The sequence below is a fragment of the Actinoplanes sp. CA-015351 genome, assembly GCF_050955685.1.
Lineage (GTDB): Bacteria > Actinomycetota > Actinomycetes > Mycobacteriales > Micromonosporaceae > Actinoplanes.
The window spans coordinates 1,875,743-1,894,660 of sequence record NZ_CP192102.1; the positions used below are offsets into that span (position 1 = coordinate 1,875,743).

The window sequence follows — 18,918 nt, forward strand, 5'->3', positions numbered from 1 at the left end:
GGTGACGACGATCGAGATCACTGCGACCGCGATTGACCCGCCGCAGAGCCGGACCCGTCCGAAATGGCTCATCGTGCACTATCACCGGCCGGATGGTGATTATTCCGGCTGGTCGCTGCATGCCTGGGGCGACGTGGCCGACGAGATGGTCTATCCGGGTGGCGTGCCGTTCGACGGCGAGGACGCTCATGGCCGGTTCGCCTGGGTTCAGTTGGCGGACAACGCCGGTGAAGTCGGATTCTTGATCGTCCACCGTTTTGGCGCGAAAGACGTAGACGTCGATCGCTGGGTGGATATCTCGGAAAAGTCAGAGATCTGGATTACCGCCAACGATCGGCGCCTCCAAGATCCACCGCCGGCAGCTGACCAACCGGAAAACGTGGTCATTCACTACCGGCGACCTGACGGTGACTACAGCGGGTGGGGCCTGCACTGCTGGGAGGGCGTCCCGGTCAAGGACAAGACCCCTTGGGGTACGCCCATCGCACCGGCCCGCTTCGATGCCTTCGGCGCGGTTTTCGAGATCACGGTCCGCCCCGACGCCGCCGGCCTGCGTTTCGTCGTGCACCGCGGCGACGTCAAGGACCTGCCCGACGACCAGCGCCTGGACCTCACCATCGCCCGCGAGCTGTGGATGGTGGCCGGCGTGGCCGCCCCGGTCCGTCCCGATCTCGGAACGCTCGGCCCGGAGCTGGACCCGGCGCGGTCCTACGCCGTGTTCGTGGACCGCGGAACGATCGCCCTGCCGGACTGGTTCGCGGATCGCGGGGTTGCTTTCTCCGTGACCGGGCCGGATCAGGAACTGGCGCTGGTGCCCCGCCCCGGCGGGCTCTTCCAGGCGCAGAGCCGCCGGTTCCCGCACCTGCGCGCGTACCGTGCCTTCGCCATCCGCGAGATGGGCGACGCTGCCCTGGGCGACCTGCTCCGCGGCCGGCTTCTGGTGACCGGAACCGACGAGAACGGCGAGGTCACCGCACTGACCTCGGTCCAGCTGGCCGGCGTCCTCGACGACCTGTACGCGGACGCCGCCGACGCCGAGCTGGGCCTGACGTTCGGCGACGAGGACCGCCCGCAGTTGTCGGTCTGGGCGCCGACCGCCATCTCGGTGAAGCTGGAGCTCTTCCGCGAGCCCGATGACGAGCCCCGCGTCCTGCCGATGGACCGGGACCCGGTCACCGGCGTCTGGTCGATCGCGGCGAAGCGCAAGTGGCTCGGCCGCTACTACCGCTACCAGGTCGAGATCTGGCACCCGGCGGCCCAGCGGATCGTCACGACAAGCGTGACCGATCCGTACTCGGTCTCGCTCGCCGCCGACTCCACGCACAGTCAGCTCGTCGATCTCGGCGACCCGGCGCTGAAGCCGCCCGGCTGGGACCGGCTGGACAAGCCGCCGGCCGTGGCGCAGGCCCGGATGCAGATCGGCGAGGTCTCGGTCCGCGACTTCTCCATCTTCGACGCCTCGGTGCCCGCTGCCGAACGCGGAACCTTCGCGGCGTTCGCCCGGGACTCCTCGGACGGGATGCGGCACCTGCGGTCGCTCGCCGACGCCGGGCTCACCCACCTGCACCTGCTGCCGATCAACGACTTCGCCACCGTCCCGGACCGGCGCGCCGACCAGAAGGTGCCGGCCTGCGACCTGGCGTCGTTCCCGCCGGACTCGCCGGAGCAGCAGCAGGCCATCGCCGCGATCGCCGACGAGGACGGATACAACTGGGGTTACGACCCGTGGCACTGGACCACGCCGGAGGGCAGTTACACCACCGACCCGTCCGGTGCGGCACGGATCCTGGAGCTGCGCTCGGCGGTGGCCGCCCTCAACACGGCCGGGCTGCGCGTGGTCCTCGACGTGGTCTACAACCACACGATGGGCGATGGCCTGGACCGGTTCAGCGTCCTGGACCGGCTGGTGCCCGGTTACTACCACCGGCTGCTCGCCGACGGCAGCACCGCCGAGTCCACCTGCTGCCCGAACACCGCGACCGAGCACATGATGATGAGCAAGCTGGTCATCGACTCGCTGCTCACCTGGGCGGTGCACTACAAGATCGACGGATTCCGCTTCGACCTGATGGGCCATCACCCGCGCGCCAACATCCTGGAGGCGCGGATAGCTCTGGACCGGCTCGGCGAGCACGGCAGGGAGATCTGCCTGTACGGCGAGGGGTGGAACTTCGGCGAGGTCGCGTACGACGCGCGGTTCGCTCAGGCCACCCAGGTCAACATGGCCGGCACCGGGATCGGGACGTTCAACGACCGGCTCCGGGACGCGATCCGCGGCGGCGGCTCGTTCGGCGACGATCCCGGGGTGCGTGGCTTCGCGACCGGGCTCGGCGGGCACACCCCGCTCTGGCTGCACGACCAGATCAAGGTCGGGCTGTCCGGCGCCCTGGCGACCTATCGCCTCACGACCCACACCGGGGTCGAGCTCAGCGGGGCGCAGATCGACTACAACGGCTCACCCAGCGGTTACGCCCACGATCCGGGCGAGGCGATCAACTACGTGGACGCCCACGACAACGAGATTCTGTACGACGCGATGGCCTTCAAGCTGCCGGCCGGCATGGCCCCGCTGGACCGGGCCCGGATGCAGGTGCTCGCCCTGTCGCTGGTGGTGCTGAGCCAGGGCGCCGGTTTCGTGGCCCTCGGCAGCGAACGTCTGCGGTCGAAGTCGCTGGACCGCAACTCGTTCAACTCGGGTGACTGGTTCAACCAGATCCGCTGGGACCCGGCGCTCGGCAACGGTTTCGGGGTTGGCTTGCCGCCGTACTCCGACAACGGTGACAAGTGGTCGTTCGCGCGCCCGCTGCTGGCGTCGCCGGAGCTGATCCCGCCGGCCGACGTGATCGATCTGGCCGCCGAGCGGTACCGGGAGCTGCTGCGGATCCGCCGCTCGTCGCCGGTCTTCGGGCTGCCGACGGCCGACGAGGTGCAGCGCCGGCTCACCTTCCCGCTGAGCGGGTCGGCCGAGACGCCCGGCGTGATCGTGATGTCGCTCGACGCCACCGGGCTGGATTCGCCGTGGGCAACGATCGTGGTCGTCTTCAACGGCACCGAGGACGCCGCCGAGCAGCGGGTGCCGGATCTGCCGGTCCTGCGGCTGCATCCCGAGCTGGTCGAGTCGGCGGACCCGATCCTGCGTACGGCATCAGCCACCGCCGATCTGCTGAGCGTCCCACCCCGTTCCGTGGCGGTCTTCGTCAGTGACGCATCCTGATCGGCATGTCATCGGAGGAAACCGCCGGCGAATTTCTTCGTGTCGCCGTGGCCAGAGGCTGCTACGACTACGACACGCTCGTCGGCGACTGCGTCGACCACCTGGCCGGCGAGGGCGACCCGGAGACGATCCGCGCGCAGGCAGCGCGGCTCGCCGGGGTGCGGCTCGCCGAGCACCGGGACATCCAGGAAGGGTGGCCGGAGCGGACCGACAGCGACCGGCTGACCGACGCGTTCCGGGCGCTGGACCTGGCCGGGATCGTCGCGCGCGAGGACTTCGCCTGCTGCCAGAACTGTGGGGTTGCCGAGATCGGGGGAGAGGGCACGGGCCGCGGCTACGCCTTCTACCACCAGCAGGACGCGGAGAACGCTGTCGATTCCGGTGACCTGCGGATCGCATTCGGGCTGTTCGGCGCCCCGCCGACCGCGGAGATCGGCGAGGAGGTGGCGGCCGCGTTGCGGGCTGCTGGGCTGGACGTCTACTGGAACGGCTCGCCGAACGAACGGATCGGCGTCCGGCTGCGCTGGGCGCGGTGGCGGCACGGGCGGATGGCCGCGTACCCGGGCAACCCCGAACCCGACGGGCCGGCCACGCTCGACGTCTCCTACGAGAGCCTGCCGAACGGAACTCAGCAGGACCCCATCGGGATGACTCTGCCGGAGACGCTCGACGTGCTGCGGCGCTTGCCCACGCGTACCGAATCGTGGCTTTCCGCAGTGGGCCGGTCTGGCGGCATCGTGCAGATGCGCTGGGAGGACGGCCGCCTCTGGCTGGAGACCCCGGACGCCGAGGCGGCGGCATCGACCGGCAAACACGCGACCCTCGCCGAGGCGGAGCGGATGCTCACGGTGCTGTCCACCGAGGATCGGGTGGCGATCCGCGACCTGCCGGGTATCCGCAGCACCGGCTGGACAGAATGATGAGCTAGATTTCGGCGCGGTGGCCTGCCGACAGTCGGCGTGGCCCGCGAATCGGAGGTCCTGGTGCGGCTCGAGCGTGCCCTGTGCGCGTTGGTCCTGTTGTCTCTCGTCGGCGGTTGCACGTCGGACGAGAAGAAGCCGGAGTTCACGGATCCCGCGCAGTCCGCGTCGGCGGCGCCCGCTGGGGCTGCTCCGGCGTGGACCGAACCCACTGCCTACACCTACAAGCTGATCCGTGGCTGTGATGCGAACGCGCCTCTCGGCACCTATCAGGCCACGGTGACCGGCGGCGTCATCTCGGCGGCCGAGCGGGTGGACGCTCCGGTGGCTTCGCCGGCGCCCTCGGCCGAGGTCGATCTCGGCCCGGTGACCGGCGAGGAGGGCGAGGAGATCGAGGTACCGACCCTCGCCGAGCTGGTCGAGATGGCGCAGACGGCGAGCGAGGACGGCGCCGAGGTGGCGACCGAGTTCTCTCTTGACGATGGACATCCGACAAAGGTGACGATCAACGTGACGGACACGGCCGCGGGTGCCGAGTGCTGGATAGTTGACGACTACAAGGTCTGAAGCTCGGGGCTCAGGGCGGCGCGGAGGAACTCGCCGGCCTGAGCCGTCGCCGCGGTCACCGCGCTCGTGGCGCGAAGCGCGAAGTCGTGAATGATCCCCTGGTAACGGACCGCCGTGACCGGCACGCCTGTCGATCGCAGGGTGGCCGCGTACGCCTCACCCTCGGCCCGCAGCACGTCCGCCTCCGGGACGATGACCAGCGCCGGCGGCAGCCCGCTCAGCACGCCGGTGCCGGCCCGAGCCGGTTCGTCCCGGGGTGAGTCGGCGCGCAGCCAATGGCTGTGCTGCGAGTCGGTGTCGAACGACGCGTCGGTGACCGGGTAGTACAGCAGCTGCGCCTGGATCTCCGGCCCGCCGCGCTGCTTCGCCAGGACGGACAGCGCCGCCGTCATGTTGCCGCCGACCGAGTCACCGGCCACCGCGATCCGGGTGGCGTCCAGGTCGTGCAGGCAACCGTGCACGACGATCCAGTCCAGCGCGGCGTAGACCTGTTCGAGCGCGATCGGGTACCGCACGTCGGGGGCGTGGTCGTACTCGACGAAGACGATCGCGGCGCCGGAGCGGGCCGTCAGCTCCCGGACCAGCCCGTCATGCACGCCGGAGTCGCCGAAGACCCAGCCCGCGCCGTGCGTGTAGAGCACCACCGGCAGCGAGCCGGACGCACCGGCCGGCCGGTAGATCCGGATCCGCACCTCACCGGTCGGGCCGCCCGTGAAGCGAAGCTCCTGAACAGCTGATAGGTAGCTCATCGGGGTTCTCCTCGTCCTCGGACAGCCGGTCGAGGATGAGAAAACTCCGAGTCAGTGCACATTCAGTGCATCGCTGATGCACAAGCCTCCACCCGGGAGATCACCGCGTCGACCTCGTCGTCGCCCCAGACCACCCGGTAGATGTGCGAGTGCTGGGCGGCCGCCTGCCGGAACCCGGACACGACCGCGGACGCCCGGGCCGTGTCACCGAGGGCGAGCGTGGCCTCGGCGAGGATCGCGCTGGCCTGGAACGGCGTGAAGACCTCGGCCGGCGGGGCCAGGTCCAGGGCGGTCGAGGCGTACCGAACGGCTGCGGGATGATCGCCGAGGGCGAGTTTGATCTCGGCGAGTTTCACAGCGGTCTGCGCTGACATGTCCAGGACGTCGGCCTGGACGGCGAGCTCGTGGGCCTCCAGCGCGGCATCGGCGGCGCTGGCGAGGTCACCCTGGTCCTGCAGTTCGGAGCCGAGCGCGGCGAGGGCGAAGACCAGCACGCTCGGCTCGCCGCAGAGCTCGGCCGTGTCGACCGCCCGTTTCGCGTACATCAGGCGTTCCGAGGGCTCGGCCGTTGTCGACCAGGCCATGTTGCGCCACACCATGGCCTGCCCGGCCAGGTCGTCGATGCTTTCGTAGAGTTCCAGGGCCCGTTCCAGCCGGGACCGGAACCGACGCGGGTCGGTCGAGTGCAGCCCGATCGAGCTCTCCCGCAGCATCCCGGCTTCCAGGACCGGTTCGCCGAGCGACTGCGCGGCTTTCAACGCCCGCTCGGACTGCTCGGCCGAGTCAGCCGGCGGTTCCACCACGGCGCCCCGGGCGGCCCGCAGGTCGAGCACCATCTCGATGGCCTCGCGATGCCAGCGCCGGAGCAGCGCCAGGTCGATGACGGCGCGCAGGGTGACCTTCTCCCGCAGGTACCACTCCAGGGCGGCGGCGAAGTCGGCCGGCCGCTCGATCGTCATCCCGGCCGACGGCGGCCCGAGGTAGGTGACCTGCGGCCGCCCGAACATCAGGTACGAGTGCCGGATGCTTCGCACATAGTGCTCGACGAGGCGTTTCTCCGCCTCCAGCCGTTCGCCGGAGCTTTCCAGCAGCTCGTCGGCGTACGCGTGCAGCAGGTCGTGCATCGTGTACCGCCGCCCGTCCGCTTCGGTCAGCATGTTCGCCGCGCTCAACTCGGCGAGCAGCGACCGTGCTTTCGGACCGGCCCCGGCGATGCTTGCCGCCGACGCGATCGAGATCTCCGGCCCGGGGTGCACGGCGAGCAGCCGGAACAGCCGGGCCGCCGCCGGGCTGAGCGCTTCGTATGACCAGGAGAACGCGGATCGCACGTCGTCGCCGGACTCGCCCGTGGAGAGGGCGTCCAGTTCCAGTTCTTCGACGAACTCGCTGAGCCGCAGCTCCGGGCGTACCGCTGCATGGGCTGCCGCGATCGCGAGCGCGAGCGGAAGTCCCGCGCAGAACCGCACGAGGTCCTGGCTCGCCGCCGGCTCGGCGGCGAGCCGGGCCGAGCCGATCCGCTTGGCCAGCAGCTCGCTCGCGGCCTTGTCGCCGAGCCGGTTCACGTGCACGGGCCGGGCGCCTTCCCGGGCGACCAGGCCGGTCAGCCGGTTGCGGCTGGTCACGACGACGAGGCAGCCCGGTACGCCGGGCAGCAGCGGCCGGACCTGCTCGGAGTCGCGGGCGTTGTCCAGCAGCACGATCATCTTGCGGTCGGCGAGGGCGGACCGGAACCGGGCGGCCCGCGCGTCGAGGCCGGTGCCGCCGAGCGAGGCCAGCGAGACGCCGACCGATTCGAGCAGGGTGTTCAGCGCGTCGACCGGGTCGACGAGGCGGCCGCTCGGGTCGAAGCCGCGCAGGTTGAGATAGAGCTGACCGTCCGGGAAGCGCGGGGCGAGCCGGTGCGCCCAGTCCACGGCGACTGCCGTCTTGCCGACGCCACCCATGCCGCTGAGTACTACGATCGCAGCGCCGTTGGCCTGCGCGTCCAGGGCCGAGGTGAGGTCGTGGCGGGGCACGAACCCGGCGACCCGGCGGGGTAGCTGAACGGGCCGGTCCTCCTTCAACGCCAGGTGGTGTGCGGCGCGCAGCTCGACACCTGGATCGGCACCTAGTTCATCGGCGAGCCGGTGCCGCACCTCGTCGAAGAGCGCCAGGGCCTCGGCGCGGCGCCCGGAGAGCACCAGCAGCCGGATCAGCCGGGCCTGCAGCGGCTCGTGCAACGGCGCGGACGCCGCGATCCGCTGGACGCCGCTCAACGCGCCGGGATCATCGGCGGCGTCCACGGCGATCTGGATGCGTTCCTGGGCGAGCGCCACGAACAGTGGGTGCTCCAGCACTTCCGGGTCCAGCCCGGCGAACGGCGGCTCCTGCACGGTGTCCAGAGATAGCGGCCCTGATATGTCCGAAATATCTTGACTTATCGTGAGCCGATATCCCTCGCCGGCCGGATTCACCCAGTGGCCTGTCGTCCGGCTGGGCAGGTTCGGCTCGAACAGTCGGCGTACCTGCCCGACCAGCCGGTGCAGTTGATTGACCGCGCTCTGCGACGGCTCGGCGCCCCAGATCAGCTCGACCAGCTCGGTGATGCCGACGACACCACCGCGCGCGGCGAGCAGCGCGGCCAGCAGTACCCGCTGCCGGGGCGGTCCGATGTCGACCTCGACGCCGTCACGCCACATGCGGAGCCCGCCGTAGGCACGAAGCCTGACGGCGGGCTCGGGCGTGGTCATCCCACCACTCTGCCCAGCGCGAGCGCCGAGCAACAGGTCACAAAGGTCACAGCGGGAGCCGGGGACCCGCCTCGCGCTGCGACGCCAGCCACTGCTCGACCTCATCGGACGAGCGCGGCAGGCCGGCCGACAGGTTGCGGCAGCCGTCGCTGGTGACCAGGACGTCGTCCTCGATCCGGACGCCGACACCCTGCAGTTCGGCCGGGACCAGGTCGTCCTCGGCCTGGAAGTAGAGACCCGGCTCGACGGTCAGCACGTAGCCTTCCTTGAGCTCGCCGTCGCGGTACGACTCCTTGCGAGCGTTCGAGCAGTCGTGCACGTCGATGCCGAGCATGTGGCCGAAGCCGTGCAGCGTCCACCGGCGATAGACAGTGCTGTTCTCGCTCATCGCCTCGTCCACGCTGACCGGCAGCAGCCCGAGATCGTTCAGACCCTCGGCCAGCACCCGCATGCAGGTCTGGTGGATGTCCTTGAACTTCACACCGGGCCGGATCGCGTCCATACCGGCCTGCTGCGACGCGTGCACGATGTCGTAGACCTGGCGTTGCAACGGCGTGAACGTCCCGTTCACCGGCACCGTGCGGGTCACGTCAGCGGTGTAGAGGTTGTTGCCCTCGACACCCATGTCCATCAGCAGCAGTTCGCCGGGAGTGGTGACGCCGGTGTTGCGTACCCAATGAAGGATCGTGGCGTGCGGCCCGGAACCGACGATGGAGCTGTAACCAACGTCGTTGCCCTCGTGCCGTGCCCGCAGCCCGAACACGCCCTCCAGCAGCCGCTCCTTCACCGAGCGGTCGGCCGGGAGCACCCGCGCCACATCCTCGAAGCCGCGCACTGTCGCGTCGATCGCGGCCTGCAGCTGCCCGATCTCCCACTCGTCCTTGACCAGCTTCAGCTCGGAGATCACCCACGCCAGCTCGCGGTCGCGCGGCTTTTCCCGGTTCGGCTCGTAGGCGAGCACGGCACGGTCCACGTTCGCATCGAGGCCGCGCAGCACCCGGGTGCGCCCCGGCGCCGAACCGGCCAGCACCGTGCCGAGCTGCCCCAGCGACGCCGTGTCCACACCCAGCTCAGCCGACTTCTCGGCGAGGGTGTGCGTGCGGCCGACCCAGAGCTCACCGTTGCGGTCCCGGAAGAACCGATCGGTCTCCTTGGAGTTGCGCTCCCGCGTGAACAGCACCGCGTCGTGCCCCGAACCGGTCGGCAGCAGCACCAGCACGCTGTCCGGATCGCGGTCGCCGGTCAGATAGAAGAAGTCACTGCCGGGACGGAACGGGTAGTCGGTGTCGTTCGCCCGCACCTTCTCGTTGCCACTCGGAATGATCAGCGTCTCACCCGGGAACGCCTCGGAGAGCGCCGCCCGCCGCTTGGCGTAGTTGGGAACCTCCGGCAGCGGCGTCACCGCGAGCGGATCCTCCCGCCAGCCACTGCGCATGAACTGCAGAAACGCCTCCGGGAAATCCGGATCGTGCGACTCCGTCTTGGCTTGCTCGGCCATCTGAGGATGCCTCCGTTCTCGCTGGCTCGACGGTACAACCCCAGCGGTGCGCCCGGCAGGCGCGGTCACTTCCGCTCCTGCTTTTGCTCATACGCACGGACGGCTCTCGCTGTTTCGTGAAGGCCACCACGGCCACCGCAAGCAAAGGCATCGCACCCACGCCGTTGTTTCGCTGCCTTATCCGCCTTATCCGCGGCCCGGCTGGTTCACATAAGCCGGAACCGGATCCCGCGTGAGACAGGCCAGCCTCGCCCCAGCGGTCCCGGCCTCACCGTGCCCGGTGTGCGTTCCTTCAGCGTGCAGAACAAACGACCACGGCGGCCTCGCAGCGTCGAACCGCCACTGCTGCACACTGGTAGCCACGGCGGCCCCTTCGCTGTCCGTGGTGAGGTCCAGCCACACCTCATTGGCCGGATTCGCGTAGGCCGGGTCAACCGAAGGCTTCCCCGGCCCAGCAGCCGGATCAACCCGATGCTGATAGTGCGGCCCAGCCTCGGCGGGGTCAGCCGTACACGGGTTGTTGTGCAGATGAGCCCCGTACTTCCGCCCCGGAACCAGCCCGCTCACCGTGGCCTTGACGACCACTCCGCCCTTTTTCGCACTGACACTGACCTCGGCGGTGGCCCCGACCGGCACAGCGACAGCGTCATAGGTGACAGCCGTAGCCCCTTCCCGCCACTGCCGAAATGTCCCCGAGCTGACCGGCCCGGGCTCCAGCCCGGGCGCACCGTCCGGCACAGCCGAAACCGCCGACCCGGACACCTCAGGCGAGGCCGGAGTAGCCATCGCGCTGGCACAAGCCCCCAGCACAAGCGGAACCACCAAAACCACAAGTCGCAAATTCATCCCCAAAGTGTCGCAAAATCACCTATATAACTAGCACCGTCACCCCCCAAAGCCCCCCAACCGCCCCCCACAGGCCCCAGCCACCACCCCAGCTGCACGCCGCCGCAAGCCGCCAGTCCAGCTGCACGCCCCGCAAGCCGCCAGTCCAGCTGCACGCCAGGGCCGCCGTGGTGTTCAGCCAGCAGCCATGGGCGACAGCCACCCCGCGCCGGCTGTACGTCAGGGCCGCCGTAGCGTGCAGCTGGCAGCCGTGGGTGACAGCCACCCTGCGCTGGCTGTACGTCAGGGTCGCCGTGGTGTGCAGCTGGCAGCCGTGGGTGACGGCCGCTCTGCGCTGGCTGTACGTCAGGGTCGCCGTGGTGTGCAGCTGGCAGCCGTGGGTGACGGCCGCTCTGCGCTGGCTGTACGTCAGGGTCGCCGTGGTGTGCAGCTGGCAGCCGTGGGTGACGGCCGCTCTGCGCTGGCTGTACGTCAGGGTCGCCGTGGTGTGCAGCTGGCAGCCGTGGGTGACGGCCGCCCTGCGCTGGCTGTACGTCAGGGTCGCCGTGGTGTTCAGCTGGCAGCCGTGGGTGACGGCCGCCCTGCGCTGGCTGTACGTCAGGGCCGCCGTGGTGTTCAGCTGGCAGCCGTGGGTGACGGCCGCCCTGCGCTGGCTGTACGTCAGGGCCGCCGTGGTGTTCAGCTGGCAGCCGTGAGCGCCAGCCGCCCCGCTCTCGGCTTGGGCTTGTGGTCGTGCAGGCGCCGGAAACGCGACCTCAAGCGCAAGCCGCGGCCTCGCGCCGTTAGCCGGCTGCTTGTTGCGGCGGGGTTTTCGGAGCGCCGGGGACGCCGTGACTGGACGCCGTCCGGGGTGAGAGGCTGGCGCGGGACGGCAGAGGGGGCGGCTATGGGTTACGCGATGGTCATGGGTGAGGCGCTGATCGACCTGCTGGAGGCTGATGCCGGCGGTGAGCAGATCTACAAGCAGGCGATCGGTGGCGCGCCACTCAACGTCGCGGTCGGGGTGGCCCGGCTGGGCGGCGAGGTCACCTATGCCGGCTCGCTGAGCACCGACGTCCTCGGCGACCGCATATCAGCATTTATCCGAAATGCCGGAGTCAATGACCGCGGAGTCCGCCGTGTAACCGCCCCCACCACCCTCGCGGTCACCACCTTCGAAGGCGCCGAACCCACCTTCACGTTCTACGGCGAACCACCCAGCTACGCCCTCCTGGGCCCCGACGACCTGGACCAGCAAACCGTGGCGAACGCGAGCCTGCTCTACACCGGCTCGATCTGCCTGCTCCGGGAACCGTTCCGATCCGCGGCCAGAAAAGCGTGGCAGACAGCCGGACCCCTGAAGGTGTTCGACCCCAACGTCCGGCCGACCCTGCTGCCCGGCCCCGCCGCGATCACCGAGCTCCGAGCGCTGGTCGAGGAGTTCTTCGCCACCGCCGACCTGGTAAAACTCAGCCTGGCCGACGCAACGATCCTCTACGACGAACCGGACCCGGCAACCGCGGCCGAGCGGATCCGAGCGCTGGGAGCCAAGGCTGTGGTGGTCACCTGCGGATCAAAGGGCGCGTACACGGCGGCAGGCGACGGCGGCGTGATGCTGCCCGCCCCGACTGTGGCGGCCGTGGACGCGACCGGCGCGGGCGACTCGGTGATGGGGGCGCTGATCCGCCGCCTGCTGGACGAGGGCCGGCCGGAAAACCTGAACGACTGGCAACGCCACGTCCGCTTCGCGCTGGCCGTGGCCGGCCTGGTCTGTGAGCGCCCCGGTGGCGCCACCGCGATGCCGACCGGCCCCGAGCTGATTACCCGATGGGGCGCTCTGATCTAGAAATGAAGCTCTGCCGGTCCACCAAGATCCGCTCCACCCGCACCTCGGCCACGATCGCGCCCCGGTCCTGAACCGTCACATCGAAGACCAGCGTCCGCCCGTCCACCTTGGTCAGCGTCGCCGTGGCAGCAACGGTACGCCCCACCGGGGTGGGCGCGCGATGTTCGATCTCGGCCCGGCTGCCGACCGTGGTGACACCGCCGGGGATCTGCCGTGCGGTGGCGGCGACGGTGGCTGCTTCGGCGAGGGCGAGCAGCCGGGGCGTGCCCAGCACCGGCACGTCACCGGAGCCGATGGACTGCGCGGTGTCGGCGTCGGTGACGGTCAATTCGACTCGGGCGTTCATCCCCGGTGCGAACTCCGGAAACTCCATCCATACACCTTAGGACCCTCAGGCCGAGGGAACATGAGCCCGCGCCGCCCGAGCCCGAACCGCCAGCTGCTCGGCAAGCGCCCAAGCCTCGGCAAGATCTCGATCCCGAGCCACCCCGGACCGCCCACCGGCGGTATCGGCGTAAACGGTCGCCAGCCCCAACCTGCGCTGCAACGGCCCTTGAACGACCCGCACGCTCTGCAACCGTGCGTACGGAACCAGGCTCAACTCCCGCGTGACCCGCCCCTGCCGCGTGACGAACACGTCCGGCGTCAGGCCGGCGCCGTAGAACCGCAGGCCGATCGGGTGCAGCCAGCGCGCACGTGCCGGCGGCGGCGAGGTGGCGAGCGTACCCAGGTCGACGCCGGGAAGAACGGCCGCGACCAGCGAACGAGCGGTGGCGATGTCGCCGACCGGCATCAGCCGATCCGAGTTCTTGTCGTCACCGGGTTCCGGCCCGCTGTACCCGGCGATGTCCAGCCGCAGATTGAGCCACCGCGCCTTGCGCCACAGGAACGGCCAGATGACCCGCACGGTCTGCACCCGGAACAGCGGCACCACCTGGTTGCGCGTCTCGACCAGCCCGTAGTGCAGCACGAGTCGCCGGTCACGATCACGGCCAAGCTGGAAATCCCAGTCGCCGAGCACCCGCCGGATCGGCTGGAGCAGCACACCGGCCATCGCGGTCACGGTGCTGGCGATGCCGACGAACGTCCATGATCCCTCCATCACGAACTGCGTCACCACCCACGCGACACCGATCGGCAGGAAGAACGCCTGCGGCGTGAGCAACTGGCTGATCAGCAGGTCACGGTTGCGGACGCGATAGAGGGGGGCCTGCGCGGAGGTCACCGCGGCGGCCCCGGCCGCCGGCTCTGCGACACCTGCGCTTCCACCAGCTTGGGTACGCGCGGAGAGCGCGAGAAGCCGTTCCCGGAGCAGTCCCGCTTCCCGGACCGTGAGGTACGCCAGTGGCGCCTCGGTCTTGCCGCCGCCGACGACTTCGAGGCGGAGTTCGGCGAGCCCGGTGAGCTGGGCGAGCAGAGGCCGGCGCAGCTCGACGGACTGAAGCCGGTCGAGCGGGATGGCCCGGTTGCGCCGCCAGATCAGCCCTTCGGCGATCCGCAGTTCCCGGCCGATCACCTGGTACCCGGTGTTGTACCAGCCGATCACCGAGAAGATCACCACACCGACGGCGAGGATGGCCACGAGCATGGCGAAGTGCGTGGTCCCGAGCTGGGACAGCGTCTGCCAGGACAGCGCCGCGACGATCACCACGATGCTCTTGGCGCCGCTCAGCAACGGGCTGAGCGGATGCAACCGCTGCCGCGTCTCCAGCCCGGCAGCGGGGTCGGCCTGCCACCCCGGCGGCGGCCCACCCGCGACCGGATAACCAGGCGGCGGATAGCCGGGCGGATAGCCGGGAGGCGGCGCGGTGGCGTGCCAGCCGGGCGCACCCGGGAAATGCTCCGGATGAGGCCCGGGCGCGGCCGGCAGCGGCTGATGAGCCGGCCGGGGCTGGGAGTCCGGCGGGGGGACCGATGGGGGCAGGCCGGCGCTGGTCACAGGCCCTCGGCCCGGTCCTCGCCGAGGGCGGTCAACCGGTCACGCAGCCGGGACGCCTCCTCGGGTGGCAGACCCGGCACCCGGGCGTCACTGGCCGCCGCCGCGGTGTGCAGCTGCACGGTGGCCAGCCCGAACGCCCGCTCCAGCGGTCCCGCGGTGACGTCGACGTACTGCATCCGTGCGTACGGAACGATGGAGAGATGGCGCAGCAGCAGGCCGTGCCGGACCAGGAGGTCGTTGTCGCGTTCGGCATATCCCCAGGCGCGCACGGCACGCACGTGGACGACAGCACGCCAGGCGCCGAGCAGCAGGACCACGCCGATCCCGATGAGCCAGCCGGAGTGGCGGCCGAAGAACCAGGCGATGCCGAGGCCGGCGACGAGCACGGCGAGCCAGACGGCCAGGCCGATCAGCTCCACGACGATCAGTTTGGGGGAGACGGGGCGCCACTGAACCGTGTCGGGCCACGGTTCGAGGGCATCGACTGTGGTGCTGGGCGGCTCGCTCACATATGAAGCCTATGAGATGACCGCATCTCCTGCCGCCGTGAAGGGCGTGACCTCTCGCAGGAAGCGTCGCGCTTCGAGGAAGGCGCCGAGCGTCTCGCGGTGATCCGCGCAGGCCAGCCAGACTTTGCGGCGGTCCGGAGTGTGCAATTTCGGATTGTTCCAATGCAGCTGCCAGACCGCTGCGACACGGCAACCTTTGGCGGAGCACTGCGGGACGAGTTCCTCAACCATTCCGAGAGAACCTTTCGGAAGGGAGTATTAGCGCCGGGCGGCCACGGGGGAAGCCGCCCGGCGACAAGAGAAATGCTACACGCTCCAAATCCGCGTGGATCCACCCGGTGACCGTGCCCGATCCGGCGGATCGCGCAGAAAGATCAACACGTCCGGCCTCTTGCGCTCAGGGCTGCGGTCGTGGCTGGCAGCGGCGATGATGACGGGGAGGTGACAGCCCTGATGACCAGAATGGGCGAGCACGGCCGGAAGACTTCTTAGGAACCTCCCAGCCGTGTGGTGTTGTCTGTCGTGTAAGTCTTGAACGTCGGCATCCATGTCGGCGTATCACGACCGTTGTGGAGGACCGGTGTCCCAGCCGAGCATGCCCGAGACCGAGACCAGTCCCGGCGCCCTGGCGCCGGTCACGCCTGCCCAGGACGCTTCGCAGCTTGAGCGGGCCATGTTCGAGGTGAAACGGGTCATCGTCGGACAGGACCGGATGGTCGAGCGGATGTTCGTGGCGCTGCTGGCCCGCGGTCACTGCCTGATCGAGGGCGTTCCCGGCGTGGCCAAGACGCTGGCCGTGGAGACGCTGGCCAAGGTGGTCGGCGGTTCGTTCTCCCGGGTGCAGTTCACCCCTGACCTGGTCCCGGCCGACATCGTCGGCACCCGGATCTACCGGCAGTCGAGCGAGCAGTTCGACGTGGAGCTCGGCCCCGTCTTTGTGAACTTCCTGCTCGCCGACGAGATCAACCGGGCCCCGGCCAAGGTGCAGTCGGCGCTGCTCGAGGTGATGGCCGAGCACCAGGTGTCGATCGGCGGCAAGAGCCACGCGGTCCCCGACCCGTTCCTGGTGATGGCCACGCAGAACCCGATCGAGCAGGAGGGCGTCTACCCGCTGCCCGAGGCACAGCGTGACCGCTTCCTCATGAAGATCATCGTGGGTTACCCGACGGACACCGAGGAACGGGAGATCGTCTACCGGATGGGCGTGAGCGCGCCGGAGCCCAAACAGGTCTTCACCTCCGAGGACCTGCTCGCCCTGCAGCGCCGCGCCGACCAGGTCTTCGTGCACAACGCCCTTGTCGACTACACGGTCCGGCTGGTCCTGGCGACCCGCGCGCCGGCCCAGCACGGCATGCCCGACGTGGCCCAGCTGATTCAGTACGGCGCGAGCCCCCGTGCCTCGCTCGGCATCGTCCGCGCCACCCGGGCCCTGGCGCTGCTGCGCGGCCGTGACTACGCGCTGCCGCAGGACCTCCAGGACATCGCGCCGGACATTCTGCGGCACCGCCTGGTGCTCAGCTACGACGCGCTCGCCGACGACATCCCGGCCGACCACATCGTCGCCCGGATCATGCAGACCGTCCCGATGCCGTCGGTCGCGTCCCGCCAGGGCGCCAGCCCGAACGGCGGTCCCAACGGCGGTCCGAACGGCAACCACGGCGGCAACCTCAACGGTGGCTTCCCCGGTGGTCCGGCCGGCGGCTTCAACGGGCACGGCGCCCCGCAGATCCAGCCGACAAGCGGCGTCCCGGCGGCCGTCTTCGACCCCCGCCACCAGCAGCCCTACCCCCAGGCCCAGCCCGGCGGAGGCCAGCCCGGCGGAGGCCAGCCCGGCGGAGGCCAGCCCGGCGGAGGCCAGCCCGGCGGAGGCCAGCCCGGCGGAGGCCAGGCCGGCGGAGCACAGTTCGGTGGAGGCCAGCCCGGCGCGGCACCGCAGCCCGGCGGAGCGCAGCCCGGCCCGAACCCCGGCGATCAGAGCCCCGGCGGCCACCAGGCCGGCGGCCCGCAGGGCTGGCACGGCCAGCAGTGACCGCCCCGGGCCAGACGCCCGTCGCGCCGGACGAGTCGGCGCGGGCCGAGGCAGTCCTCGGCCGCCTCCAGCTGCTGGTCACCCGCAAACTCGACGGGCTGCTCCAAGGTGATTACGTCGGCCTGCTGCCCGGACCAGGCACCGAGGCCGGCGAGTCCCGGGAGTACCGCCCGGGCGACGACGTGCGCCGGATGGACTGGCCGGTCACGGCACGCACCACGCTGCCGCACGTGCGCCGCACGGTCGCCGACCGGGAACTCGAGACCTGGATGGCGATCGACCTCTCGGCCAGCCTTGACTTCGGCACGGCACGCTGGCTCAAGAGTGATCTGGTGATCGCCGCGGCCACCGCGATCACCCACCTCACCGCACGGGGCGGCAACCGGATCGGCGCGGTCGTCGGCACCGGTTCGGGCGTACCGCAGAAAAGCGAGAGCTGGTGGCGCCGTAAGGCGGCGACGGCGCCGAGCCAGCCGCCCAGCTCGCCGACGGTCCGGATGCCGGCGCGTCCCGGCCGCAAGGAGGCGCAGGGCCTGCTGCGGGCGATCGCGCGCACCCGCATCCAGCCCGGGCGTGCCGACCTGGGCGAGCTGATCGAGATGCTGAACCGGCCGCCGCGCCGTCGTGGCGTGGCCGTGGTGATCTCCGATTTCCTGGCGCCGGTGGAGTCCTGGGCTCGGCCGATGCGCAAGCTCGGCGTCCGGCACGACGTGCTGGCGATCGAGGTGGTCGATCCGCGAGAGTTGGAGCTGCCGGACGTCGGGGTGCTGACCCTGGCCGACCCCGAGTCCGGTGAGCTGCACGAGGTGCAGACCGCCGATCCGAAACTTCGGCAGCGTTACGCCGAGGCGGCCGGTGAGCAGCGGGCCGGCATTGCCCGCGCGCTGCGTGCCGGCGGCGCGGCCCACCTGCGGCTGCGCACCGACACCGACTGGCTGCTCGACATGGTCCGTTTCGTGGCGGCTCAACGCCACGCCCGCACCCGAGGGACCACACGATGATCCGTTTCCTGGAGCCGTGGTGGCTGCTGACGATCCTGCCGGTGATCGGCATGGCCGGCCTCTACGTCTGGCGGCAGTTCCGCAAACGCAATTACGCGATGCGGTTCACCAACGTCGACCTGCTACGCACCCTCGCGCCGAAAGGCCTGGGCTGGCGCCGGCACGTGTCGGCGGCCGCGTTCCTGCTGATGCTCGGCGCGCTGGCGGCGGCGACGGCCCGCCCGTCGGTCGACACCGAGCAGCCTCTGGAACGCGCCACGGTGATGCTCGCCATCGACGTGTCGCTCTCGATGCAGGCCGACGACGTGGCGCCGAGCCGTATCGAGGCCGCGCAGGAGGCGGCGAAAGCGTTCGTGAACGAGTTGCCGGCCACCTACAACCTGGGCCTGGTCTCGTTCGCGAAAGCGGCTAACGTGCTCGTCCCGCCGTCGAAGGACCGGTCAGCGGTGATCTCCGCGATCGACGGGCTGACGCTTGCTGAGGCGACCGCGACCGGTGAGGCCGTGTTCACGTCGCTGGACGCGATCCGCTCGGTGCCGTCGGACGGTGCGGACGGCGCCCCGCCGGCCCGGGTCGTGCTGCTCTCCGACGGTTACCGCACCTCGGGCCGGTCGATCGAGGACGCGGCGACCGCTGCCTCGCAGGCGAACGTGCCGGTGTCGACGATTGCGTTCGGCACCGACACCGGTGTGGTGGACATCCGCGGTTCGGTGCAGCGGGTGCCGGTGGACCGGCTGTCGTTGCAGGAGCTGGCGGAAAGCACCAAGGGCTACTTCTACGAGGCCGCCTCGGTGAGCGAACTCAAGCAGGTGTACGAGGACATGGGCAGTTCGATCGGCCACCGGACCGAACCGCGCGAGGTGACCCAGTGGTACGCCGGAGTCGGCCTGCTGCTCGGCCTGCTGGGCGCCGGCTTGAGCCTGCTCTGGACGTCGAGACTGCCCTAAGAGTTGTGGGCGAGAACGAAAAGCATTACCACCCACACCGACAGCAGGGTGAATCCGAGAGGTGCAACGAGGTTCTTCATGATCAACCTGCTTCCGCTGGCGACTGAGCGAAACTGAAACGCGCAGGTCACGGTCGCGGCCAAGC

15 protein-coding genes and 1 pseudogene are annotated in these 18,918 nt (G+C 70.1%); 8 read left to right on the top strand and 8 right to left on the bottom strand.

Going from position 1 to position 18,918, the window contains the following annotated elements; translation table 11 throughout:
- Nucleotide 1 precedes the first annotated feature (1 nt).
- From pulA to ACQP2E_RS08610, 3 genes are all read left to right on the top strand, one after another.
- Complete coding sequence (gene pulA / locus ACQP2E_RS08600) at nucleotides 2–3,214, top strand: pullulanase-type alpha-1,6-glucosidase (RefSeq protein ID WP_433829597.1); 3,213 nt, start codon at nucleotides 2–4, stop codon at nucleotides 3,212–3,214.
- A gap of 5 nt (nucleotides 3,215–3,219) precedes the next feature.
- Nucleotides 3,220–4,134 (top strand): DUF6891 domain-containing protein, encoded by a 915-nt coding sequence (locus ACQP2E_RS08605; protein WP_433829599.1) that lies wholly within the window; start codon nucleotides 3,220–3,222, stop codon nucleotides 4,132–4,134.
- Nucleotides 4,135–4,197: 63 nt separating this feature from the next.
- The gene (locus tag ACQP2E_RS08610) at nucleotides 4,198–4,701 is read left to right on the top strand and encodes a hypothetical protein (RefSeq protein WP_433829601.1); all 504 of its coding nucleotides are present in this window, start codon (nucleotides 4,198–4,200) and stop codon (nucleotides 4,699–4,701) included.
- On the opposite strand, the gene ACQP2E_RS08615 is transcribed toward ACQP2E_RS08610, so the two are convergent.
- From ACQP2E_RS08615 to ACQP2E_RS08630, 4 genes are all read right to left on the bottom strand, one after another.
- A complete protein-coding gene (locus ACQP2E_RS08615; protein WP_433829603.1) occupies nucleotides 4,689–5,450 on the bottom strand; it encodes an alpha/beta hydrolase in 762 nt (253 codons plus the stop codon). The two genes, ACQP2E_RS08610 and ACQP2E_RS08615, sit on opposite strands and share 13 nt — an antisense overlap.
- A gap of 62 nt (nucleotides 5,451–5,512) precedes the next feature.
- On the bottom strand, nucleotides 5,513–8,179 hold the full coding sequence (locus ACQP2E_RS08620) for an NB-ARC domain-containing protein (protein ID WP_433829605.1): 2,667 nt from the start codon (nucleotides 8,177–8,179) through the stop codon (nucleotides 5,513–5,515).
- Nucleotides 8,180–8,225: 46 nt separating this feature from the next.
- On the bottom strand, nucleotides 8,226–9,677 hold the full coding sequence (locus tag ACQP2E_RS08625; protein WP_433829607.1) for an aminopeptidase P family protein: 1,452 nt from the start codon (nucleotides 9,675–9,677) through the stop codon (nucleotides 8,226–8,228).
- A gap of 186 nt (nucleotides 9,678–9,863) precedes the next feature.
- Nucleotides 9,864–10,523 (bottom strand): superoxide dismutase family protein, encoded by a 660-nt coding sequence (locus ACQP2E_RS08630; protein WP_433829609.1) that lies wholly within the window; start codon nucleotides 10,521–10,523, stop codon nucleotides 9,864–9,866.
- Nucleotides 10,524–10,777: 254 nt separating this feature from the next.
- Here ACQP2E_RS08630 and ACQP2E_RS08635 point away from each other — a divergent pair, with 254 nt between their 5' ends.
- On the top strand, nucleotides 10,778–11,218 hold the full coding sequence (locus ACQP2E_RS08635) for a hypothetical protein (protein ID WP_433829611.1): 441 nt from the start codon (nucleotides 10,778–10,780) through the stop codon (nucleotides 11,216–11,218).
- A 191-nt stretch (nucleotides 11,219–11,409) separates the two neighbouring features.
- Nucleotides 11,410–12,348 carry a carbohydrate kinase family protein gene (locus ACQP2E_RS08640; RefSeq protein ID WP_433829613.1) on the top strand — a complete coding sequence of 313 codons (939 nt, stop codon included), beginning with the start codon at nucleotides 11,410–11,412 and terminating at the stop codon, nucleotides 12,346–12,348.
- Here ACQP2E_RS08640 and ACQP2E_RS08645 read toward each other — a convergent pair.
- From ACQP2E_RS08645 to ACQP2E_RS08660, 4 genes are read right to left on the bottom strand one after another with little or no spacing between them, the layout of a single operon-like run.
- The gene (locus tag ACQP2E_RS08645) at nucleotides 12,323–12,721 is read right to left on the bottom strand and encodes a thioesterase family protein (RefSeq protein WP_433829615.1); all 399 of its coding nucleotides are present in this window, start codon (nucleotides 12,719–12,721) and stop codon (nucleotides 12,323–12,325) included. The two genes, ACQP2E_RS08640 and ACQP2E_RS08645, sit on opposite strands and share 26 nt — an antisense overlap.
- 18 nt (nucleotides 12,722–12,739) lie before the next feature.
- Nucleotides 12,740–14,272: a PH domain-containing protein gene (locus ACQP2E_RS08650; RefSeq protein WP_433833850.1), complete on the bottom strand. Its 1,533-nt coding sequence runs from the start codon at nucleotides 14,270–14,272 to the stop codon at nucleotides 12,740–12,742.
- An 11-nt stretch (nucleotides 14,273–14,283) separates the two neighbouring features.
- Complete coding sequence (locus ACQP2E_RS08655; protein ID WP_433829617.1) at nucleotides 14,284–14,796, bottom strand: PH domain-containing protein; 513 nt, start codon at nucleotides 14,794–14,796, stop codon at nucleotides 14,284–14,286.
- Between the two features lie 9 nt (nucleotides 14,797–14,805).
- Nucleotides 14,806–15,027: a hypothetical protein gene (locus ACQP2E_RS08660; protein ID WP_433829619.1), complete on the bottom strand. Its 222-nt coding sequence runs from the start codon at nucleotides 15,025–15,027 to the stop codon at nucleotides 14,806–14,808.
- Nucleotides 15,028–15,376: 349 nt separating this feature from the next.
- On the opposite strand from ACQP2E_RS08660, the pseudogene ACQP2E_RS08665 reads away from it, so the two are divergent.
- The 3 genes and pseudogenes from ACQP2E_RS08665 to ACQP2E_RS08675 form a co-directional block, all read left to right on the top strand.
- Nucleotides 15,377–16,414, top strand: a pseudogene (locus tag ACQP2E_RS08665) (AAA family ATPase); the annotation flags it as partial.
- Nucleotides 16,415–16,806: 392 nt separating this feature from the next.
- Nucleotides 16,807–17,826, top strand: coding sequence for a DUF58 domain-containing protein (locus ACQP2E_RS08670; RefSeq protein WP_433833852.1), 1,020 nt, complete (start codon nucleotides 16,807–16,809; stop codon nucleotides 17,824–17,826).
- The gene (locus tag ACQP2E_RS08675) at nucleotides 17,823–18,773 is read left to right on the top strand and encodes a VWA domain-containing protein (RefSeq protein WP_433829621.1); all 951 of its coding nucleotides are present in this window, start codon (nucleotides 17,823–17,825) and stop codon (nucleotides 18,771–18,773) included. The genes ACQP2E_RS08670 and ACQP2E_RS08675 overlap by 4 nt, the downstream gene beginning before the upstream one ends.
- Nucleotides 18,774–18,918 lie beyond the last annotated feature (145 nt).

Bases quoted from the DNA above. Each gene is read 5' to 3' on its own strand.
- ACQP2E_RS08605 (WP_433829599.1), top strand. From the start codon at position 3,220: ATGTCATCGGAGGAAACCGCCGGCGAATTTCTTCGTGTCGCCGTGGCC.
- ACQP2E_RS08615 (WP_433829603.1), bottom strand. From the start codon at position 5,450: ATGAGCTACCTATCAGCTGTTCAGGAGCTTCGCTTCACGGGCGGCCCG.
- ACQP2E_RS08620 (WP_433829605.1), bottom strand. From the start codon at position 8,179: ATGACCACGCCCGAGCCCGCCGTCAGGCTTCGTGCCTACGGCGGGCTC.
- ACQP2E_RS08625 (WP_433829607.1), bottom strand. From the start codon at position 9,677: ATGGCCGAGCAAGCCAAGACGGAGTCGCACGATCCGGATTTCCCGGAG.
- ACQP2E_RS08630 (WP_433829609.1), bottom strand. From the start codon at position 10,523: ATGAATTTGCGACTTGTGGTTTTGGTGGTTCCGCTTGTGCTGGGGGCT.
- ACQP2E_RS08640 (WP_433829613.1), top strand. From the start codon at position 11,410: ATGGGTTACGCGATGGTCATGGGTGAGGCGCTGATCGACCTGCTGGAG.
- ACQP2E_RS08645 (WP_433829615.1), bottom strand. From the start codon at position 12,721: ATGGAGTTTCCGGAGTTCGCACCGGGGATGAACGCCCGAGTCGAATTG.
- ACQP2E_RS08660 (WP_433829619.1), bottom strand. From the start codon at position 15,027: ATGGTTGAGGAACTCGTCCCGCAGTGCTCCGCCAAAGGTTGCCGTGTC.
- ACQP2E_RS08675 (WP_433829621.1), top strand. From the start codon at position 17,823: ATGATCCGTTTCCTGGAGCCGTGGTGGCTGCTGACGATCCTGCCGGTG.